General features: G+C 53.0%; 14 protein-coding genes. 5 read left to right on the plus strand and 9 right to left on the minus strand.

Features of this window, described 5'->3' with window-relative positions:
• The coding region (gene ilvD, locus Q0W37_RS12930; RefSeq protein WP_297701969.1) for a dihydroxy-acid dehydratase at nucleotides 1-1,487 on the plus strand (1,487 nt) is incomplete at its 5' end.
• Between the two features lie 71 nt (nucleotides 1,488-1,558).
• Nucleotides 1,559-3,271: a phosphomethylpyrimidine synthase ThiC gene (thiC, locus tag Q0W37_RS12935; RefSeq protein WP_297701970.1), complete on the plus strand. Its 1,713-nt coding sequence runs from the start codon at nucleotides 1,559-1,561 to the stop codon at nucleotides 3,269-3,271.
• Nucleotides 3,272-3,402: 131 nt separating this feature from the next.
• On the opposite strand, the gene Q0W37_RS12940 is transcribed toward thiC, so the two are convergent.
• The gene (locus Q0W37_RS12940) at nucleotides 3,403-3,963 is read right to left on the minus strand and encodes a hypothetical protein (RefSeq protein WP_297701971.1); all 561 of its coding nucleotides are present in this window, start codon (nucleotides 3,961-3,963) and stop codon (nucleotides 3,403-3,405) included.
• Nucleotides 3,964-3,976: 13 nt separating this feature from the next.
• Complete coding sequence (locus Q0W37_RS12945; protein WP_297701972.1) at nucleotides 3,977-4,534, minus strand: hypothetical protein; 558 nt, start codon at nucleotides 4,532-4,534, stop codon at nucleotides 3,977-3,979.
• 123 nt (nucleotides 4,535-4,657) lie between these two features.
• Here Q0W37_RS12945 and Q0W37_RS12950 point away from each other — a divergent pair, with 123 nt between their 5' ends.
• On the plus strand, nucleotides 4,658-5,173 hold the full coding sequence (locus tag Q0W37_RS12950) for a hypothetical protein (protein ID WP_297701973.1): 516 nt from the start codon (nucleotides 4,658-4,660) through the stop codon (nucleotides 5,171-5,173).
• A 53-nt stretch (nucleotides 5,174-5,226) separates the two neighbouring features.
• On the opposite strand, the gene Q0W37_RS12955 is transcribed toward Q0W37_RS12950, so the two are convergent.
• The 7 genes from Q0W37_RS12955 to Q0W37_RS12985 are packed head-to-tail and all read right to left on the minus strand — an operon-like array spanning nucleotide 5,227 to nucleotide 10,759.
• Nucleotides 5,227-5,928 carry a glycosyltransferase family 2 protein gene (locus Q0W37_RS12955; protein ID WP_297701974.1) on the minus strand — a complete coding sequence of 234 codons (702 nt, stop codon included), beginning with the start codon at nucleotides 5,926-5,928 and terminating at the stop codon, nucleotides 5,227-5,229.
• A gap of 49 nt (nucleotides 5,929-5,977) precedes the next feature.
• On the minus strand, nucleotides 5,978-6,946 hold the full coding sequence (locus Q0W37_RS12960; RefSeq protein ID WP_297701975.1) for a glycosyltransferase family 2 protein: 969 nt from the start codon (nucleotides 6,944-6,946) through the stop codon (nucleotides 5,978-5,980).
• Nucleotides 6,931-8,199, minus strand: coding sequence for an O-antigen translocase (locus Q0W37_RS12965; RefSeq protein WP_297701976.1), 1,269 nt, complete (start codon nucleotides 8,197-8,199; stop codon nucleotides 6,931-6,933). Before Q0W37_RS12965 ends, Q0W37_RS12960 begins: the two co-directional genes overlap by 16 nt.
• An 11-nt stretch (nucleotides 8,200-8,210) precedes the next feature.
• On the minus strand, nucleotides 8,211-8,780 hold the full coding sequence (locus Q0W37_RS12970; RefSeq protein WP_297701977.1) for an acyltransferase: 570 nt from the start codon (nucleotides 8,778-8,780) through the stop codon (nucleotides 8,211-8,213).
• The gene (locus Q0W37_RS12975) at nucleotides 8,764-9,906 is read right to left on the minus strand and encodes a DegT/DnrJ/EryC1/StrS aminotransferase family protein (RefSeq protein ID WP_297701978.1); all 1,143 of its coding nucleotides are present in this window, start codon (nucleotides 9,904-9,906) and stop codon (nucleotides 8,764-8,766) included. The genes Q0W37_RS12970 and Q0W37_RS12975 overlap by 17 nt, the downstream gene beginning before the upstream one ends.
• Nucleotides 9,907-9,914: 8 nt before the next feature.
• Nucleotides 9,915-10,349, minus strand: a complete 435-nt coding sequence (locus tag Q0W37_RS12980) for an FdtA/QdtA family cupin domain-containing protein (RefSeq protein ID WP_297701979.1) — start codon at nucleotides 10,347-10,349, stop codon at nucleotides 9,915-9,917.
• On the minus strand, nucleotides 10,346-10,759 hold the full coding sequence (locus Q0W37_RS12985; protein WP_297701980.1) for an FdtA/QdtA family cupin domain-containing protein: 414 nt from the start codon (nucleotides 10,757-10,759) through the stop codon (nucleotides 10,346-10,348). Before Q0W37_RS12985 ends, Q0W37_RS12980 begins: the two co-directional genes overlap by 4 nt.
• A 65-nt stretch (nucleotides 10,760-10,824) precedes the next feature.
• Here Q0W37_RS12985 and Q0W37_RS12990 point away from each other — a divergent pair, with 65 nt between their 5' ends.
• Both Q0W37_RS12990 and rpsD read left to right on the plus strand, forming a co-directional pair.
• Nucleotides 10,825-11,793, plus strand: coding sequence for a GNAT family N-acetyltransferase (locus Q0W37_RS12990; protein ID WP_297701981.1), 969 nt, complete (start codon nucleotides 10,825-10,827; stop codon nucleotides 11,791-11,793).
• A gap of 228 nt (nucleotides 11,794-12,021) precedes the next feature.
• Nucleotides 12,022-12,627, plus strand: a complete 606-nt coding sequence (gene rpsD / locus Q0W37_RS12995; RefSeq protein ID WP_072978811.1) for a 30S ribosomal protein S4 — start codon at nucleotides 12,022-12,024, stop codon at nucleotides 12,625-12,627.
• Nucleotides 12,628-12,782: the final 155 nt, after the last annotated feature.

A 12,782-nucleotide genomic window follows, 5' to 3' on the forward strand; every position in this document is an offset into this window, starting at 1 on the left:
TGACTCCGGGTATGCTCATGGCCGCCATGCGCCTCAACATTCCGGCAATCTTCGTTTCTGGCGGCCCGATGGAAGCTGGTCACGTCACGACGAAGGACGGCAAGGACCGCGCCCTCGACTTGATTGACGCCATGATCGATTCTGCTGACAATACCATCAGCGACGAAGAAGTGGCCGCCATCGAAGCTAACGCTTGCCCGACCTGTGGTTCCTGCTCCGGCATGTTCACCGCAAACTCCATGAACTCCCTTACCGAAGCCCTCGGCCTTAGCCTCCCTGGCAACGGCACCATCGTTGCAACGCACGCCGAACGCAAGAAGCTCTTCGAAGCCGCCGGTAAGCGCATCGTGGAACTCTGCCACCAGTATTACGACTTGAACGACGAAAGCATCCTCCCGCGCAGCATCGCCACGAAGGACGCCTTCGAAAACGCCATGCGCCTCGACATCGCCATGGGCGGTTCCTCCAACACCGTGCTCCACTTGCTCGCCGTCGCACAGGAAGCTGGCGTTGACTTCACCATGAAGGACATCGACCGCCTTTCCCGCAACACGCCGTGCATCTGCAAGGTCGCCCCGACCGTTCACAACATTCACGTGGAAAACGTGAACCGCGCAGGCGGTATCATGGGCATTCTCGGTGAACTTGACCGCATGGGCCTCATCCACAAGAATGCAAAGACCGTTCACGCCGCTACGATGGGCGAAGCTCTCGAAGTGAACGACCTCAAGCGGAGTCCGAGCGCCGAAGCCAAGCAGCGCTACCTCGCTGGCCCGGGCCGCAAGTACAATATCGAAGCCTTCTCCCAGAACTTCATGTATCCGGACCACGACCTCGACCGTGCCACGGGCGCAATCCGCGACGGCGAACACGCCTACACCAAGGACGGCGGCCTCGCTGTTCTGTACGGTAACCTCGCGGTGGACGGCTGCATCGTGAAGACCGCCGGCGTCGATGAATCCATCTTCAAGTTCACCGGCCCCGCCGTGGTGTTCGAAAGCCAGGAAGATGCCGTGAAGGGCATTCTCGACCCGAACGTGGTGAAGGCTGGCGACGTGGTCGTTATCCGCTACGAAGGCCCGAAGGGTGGCCCCGGCATGCAGGAAATGCTCTACCCGACCTCTTACCTCAAGAGCCGTCACCTCGGCAAGTCCTGCGCCCTCCTCACCGACGGTCGCTTCTCCGGCGGTACGAGCGGCCTTTCCATCGGTCACGCTTCTCCGGAAGCCGCCAACAAGGGTAACATCGGCCTCGTGCACACGGGCGACGTTATCGAAATCGATATTCCGAACCGCACCATCAATGTGGAACTCACCGACGCCGAACTCGACGCCCGCCGCAAGGAAATGGAAGCCCGCGGCGCCAAGGCTTGGCAGCCGGAACATCGCGACCGCGTGGTATCCAAGGCTCTGCAGGCATACGCCGCCATGGCATCCTCTGCAGACAAGGGTGCTGTGCGCGACCTGAGCCTCATCGGAGTAAAGTAAGTAAAGAAGATCCCCGCCTTCGCGGGGATGACAAACCCGGGGAAACCCGGGGATGGCATTAAGGAAAAGTAATGGATTCTCTCCTTAAACCTTTTATGAATTCCCGCAAGGTGTATGTTCCGGGGAAAATGTACCCGGACATCCGCGTGGGAATGCGCGAAATTTTGACAGAAGACCCCGAAACGCCTGTCGTGACGGTGTACGATACGAGTGGCCCTTACAGCGATGTAGACGCCAAGCTCGACGTAACGAAGGGGATTGAACGTTTTCGCGAACCCTGGATTATGGAACGTGGTGACGCCGAACAGCTCGACGACATGACGTCTGCTTATGGCCGCGCCCGCCGCGCAAACCATGAGCTCGACCACCTGCGCTTTAACGCAGAACACCACCCGCTCCGCGCCAAGGCTGGTCATCACCTGACACAGCTCGATTACGCCCGCAAGGGAATCGTCACCAAGGAAATGGAATACGTGGCTATCCGCGAAAACCAGCGCCTTGATGAATTGCAGGCCCAGGGTAAAATCCAGGTGGCAGGCTCCCCTATTACGCCGGAATTCGTGCGCGACGAAATCGCCGCAGGACGAGCGATTCTGCCGGGGAACATCAACCACCCGGAATGCGAACCGATGATTATCGGCAACCGTTTCCTCACCAAGATTAACAGCAACATCGGCAACTCGGCCATTACTTCTTCTATCGAAGAAGAAGTCGAAAAAATGGCCTGGTCCGTGCGCTGGGGTGCCGACACCGTGATGGACCTTTCCACCGGAAAGCACATTCACGAGACGCGCGAATGGATTATCCGCAACAGCCCCGTACCTATCGGCACGGTGCCTATTTACCAGGCGCTCGAGAAGGTGAACGGCAAGGCCGAAGAACTCACGTGGGAACTGTACCGCGACACGCTTATTGAGCAGGCGGAACAGGGCGTGGACTACTTCACGATTCACGCGGGACTTTTGCTGGAACACATTCCGCTGACCGCCAAGCGCACCACGGGTATCGTGAGCCGCGGCGGCTCCATTCTCGCCCTCTGGCAGATGCGCCACCACCAGCAGAACTTCTTGTACACGCACTTCCGCGAAATCTGCGAAATTCTCGCCGCTTACGACGTGGCAGTCTCGCTCGGCGACGGGCTTCGCCCGGGGTCGTTGGCCGACGCTAACGACGCGGCCCAGTTCGGAGAACTGGACACGCTCGGCGAGCTCACGAAGATTGCCTGGGAATACGGCGTGCAGGTGATTATCGAAGGTCCGGGCCACGTGCCCATGCACAAGATTCAGGACAACATGGCGCGCCAGCTCGAAAAATGCCACGGCGCCCCGTTCTACACGCTCGGCCCTCTCACCACCGATATCGCCCCCGGCTACGATCACATTACGTCGGCCATCGGCGCGGCTCAAATCGGCTGGTACGGAACCGCCATGCTCTGCTACGTGACGCCCAAGGAACACCTCGGACTCCCCGACCGCGACGACGTGCGCGCCGGTGTGGTCACCTACAAGCTCGCCGCCCATGCGGCCGACCTTGCGAAAGGACACTTTGCAGCACAGTTCCGCGACGACGCCCTTTCCCGCGCCCGCTTTGACTTCCGCTGGAACGACCAGTTCGCGCTTTCCCTTGACCCCGAAAAGGCCATGGAATTCCACGACAAGACGCTCCCCGGAAGCCAGGCGAAGAGCAGCCACTTCTGCAGCATGTGCGGGCCTAATTTTTGTAGCATGCGTATCACTCGTGCCGTCCGCAACTTCGTTGCCACTGGCGAAGTGGGAGATGTATAGCAAGGACCGCACATGCGCCGAGACGAGGCAACAGGTATAAACCTGTTGTCGAGGCGAAGGGCGAACCAAGATTAACTAAAAACGACCCGATCAAATCGGGTCGTTTTTCATAATCCATTCAAAAGGAAAGATTAGCGTTTTTTGCCCTTCTTGCCTTTCTTACCCTTGGCAGCCTTAGCCGGTTTCTTCGGAGCCGGAGCTTCTTCGACAGCTTCTTCACCCTCTTCGCCTTCTTCTTCGATGGCTTCGTCAATGGAATTGCCGAGGAGAGCGTTCACGTTCACGGAAACAAGACCAGCCAAAGACTTGACTTCGGTCTTCTTGTCCACTTCGACCTTAGAGAAGTTAGAGACAATGTAGTATGCACCCGTCGCTTCGAAACGGCGAGTCATATTCGCAATGCTCATGGAACCCTTGGTAGAAGGGAAATACTTGGCTTCGAGGCGAGCCTGGTCCTGCGAGGACTTTACCGTCTGAATCGTTTCCACGGCAAGGTTCCAGACACCCTTGTTCGTTTCGATGGAATTGTTCACGTATTCCACGATCTGGGATGCACCCTTGTACGACTTGGTCGTGGTCTTTTCGTAATGTTCCGTAGCCTGAGAAACATAGCTCCCCTTCTGCATCAAGAGCGTCGCAAGAAGCAGAACCACAACAACAGAAAGAGCAATGGAAATTGTTTTAACGTTCATTATTCATTACTCCTTATTCAAAGTGGTAGGGAGCCGGAGCTTCCAGCTTAAAGTTTTCAGCCATGTTGTAACCGGCAAGAGCCTTGTAGTCGCTAGACTTCAGCTTGCCCTTGGCAAAGGTGAAGCTAATCACGCAGTTCTTTCCGCAAGCAACTTCCTTGACGCCGCCTTCGTCCTTCAGGAGGAACTTTTCGGCAAGGCCAGCCTTTTCATAAATAGAGTTCTGAGCCTGAGGAGGAATGCCAGCGGCTTCGTACATGTAAGAAAGCTGCTTGAAGCGAGCATCCTTGTCCGCTTCGATGGCCTTGACCACAGCATCAAAGGCGGCTTCGGTCTTTGCATTCGTCAAGGTGGCATAAACGAGGCGCCAAGCCATACCATACTGGTCTACGGACTTCCACTGTTCCTGAACCACTCCGTTCGACTTTTCGAGGTAGGCCCCCACCTGTTCGTTTACGGATTTCTGTGCCTGGTCATTATAATTGCCCTTGAGCACCATCATCAAGGCAAAAAGCCCAATGATGAGTACAATATCGGCAATCAACAAAATTTTGAACTTCTTTTTATCCATAAGTATCCTTTTGCAAGTTTTTGCACATAGAATTTAATTCTAAAATAAAAAAAAACAAGTAAAGTTTCGGTAAAAAGATTCATTTTTACAGAAAACGTCCGCTTTTTTAGTATATTGCAGCCCATGAGCGAATCAGAAAACAAAGAAAAGCTCCCGTCCCAGGTGATTTTCGAGAACCTCAAGGAATTGTTGCGCGCCAAAAACACCGCCCACGAATCCATGTTCAAGTTCCACTGGAAAAAAATGTGGCCATTCTGCCTTATCTGGCCCCAGGTGGACTATGAACGCATCGTTAGACTCATGAGCGAAATCCGCAAGAACGCCATCAACCAGAAGAATCTTGTACTGCAGGCAAAATCCAAGGCAAAGCCGTTCGAGAAAACTTTCCTGGATGCCGTTCCCGCCTACCTGGACGCACTCGATGTTTCTTGTCAAAAGCTCTCCGCCGCAGCCCAGTGGAAACAGGACATGCTGCTCCGCCGCATCAACAAAGATGTCAAGCTACGTCGCGATGTCGTGGAATACAACCAGATTCTCAAGGACTACGAAGATGCCCAGGGGAACTTGGTTCGTGCAGGCGCCATCGTGCAAATCGGCTGGAGCGAAGTTCAACAAGCTCACGCTTCGCAGGCTCGCTAACCTTGTAAGGACCCTGAGCCTGCCGAAGGGAACAATGTGAAACCGAAGGATCTCTATTTGAAGGTTAGGAGAGGCTTCAGCAAATCCATGCGCCACTTGATTTTCTGAAGAATACCCGCAGGGGAATTCCCTATTCGGGTCGCATTCGAGGAATGTTGCCGGTATTCCACCAAGACATCCTCCATAAAGCCGACCCTAAATTTCTTTTCAGCCACAAGGCCCAGCCACTGATCGTGCATCGGAAGATTCCTCGGGAACGGAAGCGATGATTCAAGCACATTCCTACGAAAAGCCATGCAGCACCCCGTAAAGGAATTTTTCCACCAGTTGCAAACAACGCCACTCTGGTAAGGGCGAATATCGCTCAATTTTCCCTTGCGCACCCACATTCCCGCATCGCCCTTATGCAGCAACCAGGCATCGTGCATCACCAAATCGCATTCCTCTAATTTTGCAAGGACCTTCGAGACCTTTCCCGAAAGCCAGAGATCATCCTGATCCGCAAGAAAGAGAACATCACCCTTTGCCGCCCGGAACGCGCGTTCAAAATTGTAGATGACCCCCAGATGCTTTTCGGCAGGGAGAACGCGGATTCTTGAATCCCCGAACGTTGCAATGAGCTGCAGGGTATCGTCGGTAGAACCGTCATCGGCAATCACGATTTCTGCATCGGGTGGCAACTGCGAAAGAATGCTTTTCAGCTGTTCGCAGATGAACTCGGCACCGTTATATGTAGCCATACAAACAGAAATCATTGATTTTCCTTACAAGAACAGATTGTGTCTTTCCTCGCCATGACGTTCACTAATGCTTCAAGAACATCCTCGGAATAAAAAGTTTAGGCAGACGTTTCAGGAAAGCCGTCGAAAATGTCGCCAGTTGCGGAAGCTTCTTCAAGGCCTCGCCCTTCTGGGCATACGCAAGGGCGGAGAACCATTTCGCCTTCCAGTTTTTTACGGCCTCTGGATAAAGCCTGTGCTTGTCGTACAGTTTAATAATCCGCAAAAATTCCGCATACATGCGGTTATGGTTTGCATGCAAGTTATCACCGTGTTCGCGGTAGTAGCAACAAATCAAATCAGCGGACACCGGCTGCGGTCCATATTCGTAAAGCACCTTCAGGTACAGCGGCAGGTCCTCGAAAAAGAAGCGCGCATCATAGCCCCCTAAACGTCGAACAGCCTCCGTCACGAACATTTCGGAACAACCGTGCAAGGCCTTATTTCCCAAGAAGATTTCTTCAAAATGAATTTCGGGAACGCAGGCCATATACGTGGCATCTACAAGGTCTGAAACCACCCCGTTTTCCGTCATCGGCTTCACCTGACCGAAACAGGCGCACGCACGCGGATGCGACATCAAAAAATCCAATTGCTTTTTCAGGCGATCAGGCGGCATGATGTCATCGGAGGCGAAAGTACAGAAATACTTTCCTCGGGCAAGTTCCAGCATTTCGTTCAGGGTTGCAATCACGCCCCTATTTTCACGATGAATGTAGCGGAACTTCAGTTCGGCAGCAAGGTTCGTAAGAATTTCATGCGACCGGTCGGAGCTTCCGTCATCAAGGACAATCAGTTCGAAGGTCACTCCTTTCTGCGCCATCACCGAGCGCACCGATTCCTCGACATACTTTTCGTGATTGTAGCTTGCCAAGAGCACCGATACAAGCGGCGGAAATTCCCGCTGTTCCATTTCTTCACCTTGGGCAAAAGCCTTTACATAGACGTTTTCCGTCATCTTTTCGGCGAACATATTCGTTACGGAGTATTCCACTTAAGCCTCCGGACCGCAAATGCCAAAGCGACAAGCGTCAATAAATTTTCTAGGGCATACGCCGTCATGAGTCCGTTAAACTCGATAAGCTTCACCAGAACAACCGATGACACCGCAAAGAAAAGCTGTGCCGCAATTTCAATCGACAAGAAGGCTTTCGTCGCCTGCCTGGCAATCAGCACAAAGCCAAGGCACCAGCCTGCCGAACGGAAAAAATCACCCACCAGCTGAATACCCATGTAATCGGCAACGCCCGCATACGCCGACGAAAGGAAAACGGTCACGACGATTCCACGGCAGAAATAAAGCGCAAGCACCATTACAAGCGAAAACGCCACCATGCGGATAAAGATCGGCCTAAACATTTTCGAAAATTCCTGGCGCGAAAGTTCGGCAGAAATCTTCGGGAGCACAATCACCCCCAGCGACGCCGAAAGAAGCGTTGCGATAAAGTCCGAAATTTTGTAGATTCCCTGCCAAATGCCCGCCGCATCCCAGCCCATCGTAGAACCCACAAACGAACGCACAAAGGTAAGTACCAAGGGGGTTAGCACCATCGGCACAAGCCCCATCAGGGCATACGATTTCCACGGAGCGCGAATTTCTAGCACCGACGTCTTTAACCGCTTAAAGCTAAAACCCGCACGCGATGCCGACATCGCCGCAAACACACCCGCCAACACCGACTGCGTCGCAATAATCGAAAGGACGCTCAAGTGTCCCGTAAAAAGGAAATAGGCCACCCAGAGCATCTGCCAGATAGAGGCCACGATATTGATGCTTGCCCAGCGCCGGTAATTTCCAAGACCGTTCATGACCGACGACGAAATCGTAATGATGTTGGTCGCCAAAATTCCGGGAAGGGCAAAAAGGATTGCCGCCTGGGCAAGTCGCCGGGGTACTCCGGGGAGGAGCGATTCAAGAGGCGCGAAAAAACAGAACAGGACGGCGACCACGCATGTCACGATTGTCGCATAGACCGTGAGGCGATACCCCCCACGCCATATTCCGAGTAATTTTTCGGTCGATTCCTTGTTCTGGGCCGTAAGGCTCACCCAGCCGTTCTGCATCGCAAGCGAAGAGGTTGCCTGCCCTAAAGTCATCAGGTTCAGGAACTGCCCCACACACGCGTATGCCGACGGCCCCAAAAATACAGCCAAAAGCTTGTTGACCACAAAGGCGCGAATCGCATTGAAAACGGCAACGGAACCGGAGCCAAAGAACATTTTCCAGAATTTCGACTGATTTTCCATATCCAAGCCCACTAAACAGCGCGGATAACCTTCGCAGGCACGCCTCCGATGACCACGTTTGCCGGGAATTCCCCGCAAACGACCGCACCAGCCGCCACTACGGAATTTTCTCCTATTTTCGAGCCCTTTAAAATGACGGCGCGCTCCCCGATCCATACATTGTTCGCAATGGATACATGCCCCATTTTCGGAGTTCCGCCCACACGCATCGAAGGCGCTATTTCATGAAAATCGCTATCCAGAATCGTGACACCCGTCCCAATGAGGACGTTTTCGCCAATTTCGATTCCGGGGCCTTCGGCAACCGCCGTAAAATGGTTGCAAATTTGCGTTCCCGAACCAATCGAAATAACGGCACCTTCGGTTCGCGGATTCAAGAAAGAATAAGTCGTCCAGAAGTCGGCGTCTTCGACAAAGCCAAGCACCACCTTCTCGCCCACGCAAACCTTGCCGCGGCCCTCGCAAAGTACGGGAGAAACGGCACGGAACTTTCCCTCGACCTTCGCTGTCGAAATCATCCTGTAAAAAAGGCTACGCAGCGTGCGAACCAGCTTTCGTACAATCCTAGAGCTCAAACGCATTCATCGCTCCAATAATTTCGTCGACTTCCGCATCGGTCAGCACCTGGCTTACCGGAATGCTCAAGACGGTTTCGGCCATTTTTTCGGCAATCGGAAAATCGCCCGACTTTCCAAGGATTCCACTCCCACAGGGAGCCGCATCGGGAACATTCCCGTAGGCTTCTTGCAAATGAGGCGGAGTCGGGTAAAAGACCAGGGTTCCTATACCGTGTGATTCCAGATACGCATGCAAGGCATCGCGAATTTTCTTTTCGGCAGTGCGTACCGTAAACACGTGCCACACATGCTCCTCTGGAGGGTTCGGAATTTCGGGTAATACAATCAGCGGATTCTTGATTCCCTGACAATAGCGGGCCGCTATTTCTCGACGACGTTCGTTCCACTCTTTCAGATGTGGAAGCTTTGCGAGCAAAAACGCCGCCTGCAAATCGTCGAGCCTAGAATTGACGCCACGGTACTTGTTCACATACTTAATCTCGGAGCCGTAATTACCAAGCATACGCACCACGCGCGCAAGGTCTGCATCATTGGTGAGCACCATTCCGGCATCGCCCAAGGCACCGAGGTTTTTCGTCGGATAAAAGCTGAAGGCAGAGACATCGCCTGCACAGACGCCACGAGCACCATGAGCCTGGGCACAGTCCTCGAACACGAGGAGTCCGCGTTCACGGGCAAATGCACAAATTCGGGGCATATCCGCGGCACGCCCGTAAAGATGCACGGCCATTATTCCGCGCGTTTTTTTGGTACAGGCGCTTTCCAAACGGGTCGGGTCGATATTAAAAGTCTTTTCGTCCGGTTCCACCGGCACAGGTACAAGCCCCGCAGCAGACACGGCAAGGACCGTTGCAATATAGGTGTTCGAGGGCACCAGGATTTCATCGCCAGCATCAAGGCGGCCAAGCTCGATTTCTGCACGAAGCATGAGCGTCAGCGCATCGAGCCCATTTCCAACGCCTACCCCATAAGAGGCTCCACAATAGGCGGCAAACGCATTTTCGAAATCCCGACAATAGGTTCCCCGAATATACCAGCCGGATTCCACCACATCATCGGCAGCAGCCTTCAGGGACTGCATACAAGGGGCATTGACTTGCTTTAAATCAAGAAACGGAATTTTAGCCATAGCACCCCTCAAAGAGATTTCTTGAACTTGAGGTATTCCCCGTAGTCGCGCCAGTAGTCTGTTTCGTCAAATTCATGCGACGTGAGCACCAGGCAAATGGACCCCGAAGAAAAATCAAGCTCTTCGGCCCAAATTCCAGGCGGAATGTGCAGCCCAAAATAAGGTCTATCGAGACGAAAAAGCTTTTCGCTTTCGCCATCGCTCACCTTGACGTCAAAGGCCCCGCTAGCGGCAACCAACAACTGGTGACATTCCTTGTGGGCGTGTCCACCGCGCGTCACGCCGCCAGGAATATCGTACAGGTAAAACACCCGCTTGATATCGAAGGGAATCTCCTTCGAATTCTGGATGGGCGTCAAGCTTCCGGAACGTTCGCTAATTCGCGGAAGTTCAATAAGCGAGCACAAGTCGATACGTGCGTTTTTCAGGTCCTGCGCGTTCATTTGCGTACCTCGCGGATAAACTCGTCGAAATCGCGAATGTAGTCTTCTTCAGTAAAGCCCGCCGAAGATACTACCAGCGCAAGGGAATTCGTCGAAAAATTGTCGAGTGTGCGATAATGCATCGGAGGCAGGTAAAGTCCGTAGTACGAACGCGAAAGTGAGTAGCGGCGTTCCTCTACACCGTCGTGAATGACGACGTCAAAGCTCCCCGAAAGGGCTACGATAAATTCCTGTTGCGTTTTAAAGGCGTGGCTTCCGCGAAGGCAGCCTCCCGGAACATCGTAAATCCAATAGCAGCGACCGATCTTGAACGGGATATGCTTTCCCGATTCCAAAAAACTCAAATTCCCACGCTCGTCCAGGAACTTGGGAAGCTGAATGATTTGTACTTTCTGTTCAAAATCCGCCATAATATAGGCGTAATATACAATTTTTTAGTCAGGTACATCCGCATCAACTTTTCTAATATTGAAGTATGCTCGAAATTTTGCCCTATAACGAAACGCTCGATAAACGATGGGACCGGTTCGTGATGCAGGAATCCGTGAACGGCACCTTCCTGCAGACGCGCCGTTTTTTGAACTACCATCCTAGCGATAGGTTCACAGACGCCTCTTTTCTGATTGAGTCCAGCGGAACAATAGTCGCAGCCTTTCCGGGCAATATCCTAAGTGACGGAAAGTGGATTTCTCACCAGGGTTCTACCTTCGGAGGCCCCGTCATTTCCAAGCATTTCTATTCGGCAGAGCGCCTGATACATATCATGGACGAAGCCGAGAATTATCTCAAGGGAATTTGCAGCAGCGCCATGATGCGCCCGACATCGAGCCTATTTTCGACCGAATCCACCGCACTCATCGAATATATTCTGGAGCACCGCGGATACAGGCGGCAAACAGAACTGAGCGCCGTCTGCACCCTCGAAAAAGACGCCGATCCGCTGGACAACTGCGAAAAGACATGCCGCTCCGTTTTCCGCAAGTCCATTCCGTACGAACTGGAATACCGCGACATGACGGACAGCGAAATGCCCGTATTCTACGATTACCTGTGCCAATCGAAGGCAAAGTACAACGTAAAGCCGGTGCACACCCTCGACGAGCTTCTGGACCTTCGTCACAACAGAATTTCCGAAGAAGTTAAATTCAAGGCGCTCTGGATGAAAAACACCTTCGTTGCCGGAATGATGCTCTTTGATTTTGCACAAGCTAACGTAAGGCATGCCCAGTACATCGCCCCGAACGACGAAATCAAGTCCTTCCACCCGACAACCGCCATGTACGTAAACGTCATGCGAGAAGCGGCCAAAGACGGTTTTTCCAGATTTTCCTGGGGAATTTCGACCGAAAACCGCGGCGAATACCTGAACCTTCCGCTGTTCAAGTTCAAGGAATCTCTCGGGGCAAAGGCATCCCTCAATCCGATTTACACGAAAGAGCTTTAGCACCGCGCTCCCCCTGGCCCCTGATACCAGCCCCAAACCTCCAGAGGCAGTCCGGGTTAAAGAATTTTCATAAAAAGCGCCTCTTTTGCTCTTTTTTGGATTGTTTCGCTACGCCCGCAATGACGTAACGCAGAATTATTTCTATATATGTGCGACCAATGAGTGCATGTCGCGCCAAGCTCTGCCAACATGCATGTTAACCAAAGAGCTTCCTTTAACGAGGTAAAAATGTCCTCTTTCCGTGGACCAAAAGGTAAGGTAGCCCGTTCTCTCGGACTCGCCGTTTCTCAGAAGACTCAGAAGGCTCTCGATCGCCGTAACTTTGCACCCGGCCAGCATGGTCAGACCCGCAAGAAGTCTTCTTCCGTGTACAAGCAGCAGCTCGTCGAAAAGCAGCGTCTGCGTTTCACCTACAACATTTCCGAAGCTCAGTTGGCCAAGGCTTATGACGAAGCCAACCGTCGCGCCGGTTCTGCTGGTGACAACCTGATGATCTTGCTCGAAACCCGTCTTGACGCCCTTGTCTACCGCATGGGTTTTGCTCGCACGATTTTTGCAGCTCGCCAGTATGTCGCTCACGGCCACTTCACCGTGAACGGTGTTCGCAGCTACTCTCCCGCCCGCCAGATCAAGGCCGGTGACGTGATTGCAGTTCGCGAAGGCTCTAAGGAACACGTTCAGATCAAGGAAGCCATTGCTAACGCTCCGGCTGCTCCTGAATACGTGACTGTCGACGCCGGCAAGATGGAAGGCTCTCTCGTGAAGCTCCCGCTCCGCGACCAGATCCCGGTCAAGCTGGAAGAACAGCTCGTCGTGGAATACTACTCCAGGTAGTAACCACTCAAACAGAAAACGTTTGGACGCTCGGCATTCGCCGAGCGTTTTTTTCGCATTTTCCTCCACGAATCCCCTAGATTAAAGTCTTGGGGATTATTATAGAAAATGCCGTTTTTTTTCAAAAAATCAAAGATTTTTTATGCACTAGCGGA

This window comes from uncultured Fibrobacter sp., from assembly GCF_947166265.1.
Taxonomy (GTDB): Bacteria; Fibrobacterota; Fibrobacteria; order Fibrobacterales; family Fibrobacteraceae; genus Fibrobacter.

Coding starts and splice junctions, on each gene's coding strand:
- Q0W37_RS12955 (WP_297701974.1), bottom strand. CDS start 5,928: ATGATTTCTGTTTGTATGGCTACATATAACGGTGCCGAGTTCATCTGC.
- Q0W37_RS12990 (WP_297701981.1), top strand. CDS start 10,825: ATGCTCGAAATTTTGCCCTATAACGAAACGCTCGATAAACGATGGGAC.
- thiC (WP_297701970.1), top strand. CDS start 1,559: ATGGATTCTCTCCTTAAACCTTTTATGAATTCCCGCAAGGTGTATGTT.
- Q0W37_RS12985 (WP_297701980.1), bottom strand. CDS start 10,759: ATGGCGGATTTTGAACAGAAAGTACAAATCATTCAGCTTCCCAAGTTC.
- Q0W37_RS12970 (WP_297701977.1), bottom strand. CDS start 8,780: ATGCGTTTGAGCTCTAGGATTGTACGAAAGCTGGTTCGCACGCTGCGT.
- Q0W37_RS12950 (WP_297701973.1), top strand. CDS start 4,658: ATGAGCGAATCAGAAAACAAAGAAAAGCTCCCGTCCCAGGTGATTTTC.
- Q0W37_RS12980 (WP_297701979.1), bottom strand. CDS start 10,349: ATGAACGCGCAGGACCTGAAAAACGCACGTATCGACTTGTGCTCGCTT.
- Q0W37_RS12945 (WP_297701972.1), bottom strand. CDS start 4,534: ATGGATAAAAAGAAGTTCAAAATTTTGTTGATTGCCGATATTGTACTC.
- Q0W37_RS12940 (WP_297701971.1), bottom strand. CDS start 3,963: ATGAACGTTAAAACAATTTCCATTGCTCTTTCTGTTGTTGTGGTTCTG.
- rpsD (WP_072978811.1), top strand. CDS start 12,022: ATGTCCTCTTTCCGTGGACCAAAAGGTAAGGTAGCCCGTTCTCTCGGA.
- Q0W37_RS12965 (WP_297701976.1), bottom strand. CDS start 8,199: ATGGAAAATCAGTCGAAATTCTGGAAAATGTTCTTTGGCTCCGGTTCC.
- Q0W37_RS12975 (WP_297701978.1), bottom strand. CDS start 9,906: ATGGCTAAAATTCCGTTTCTTGATTTAAAGCAAGTCAATGCCCCTTGT.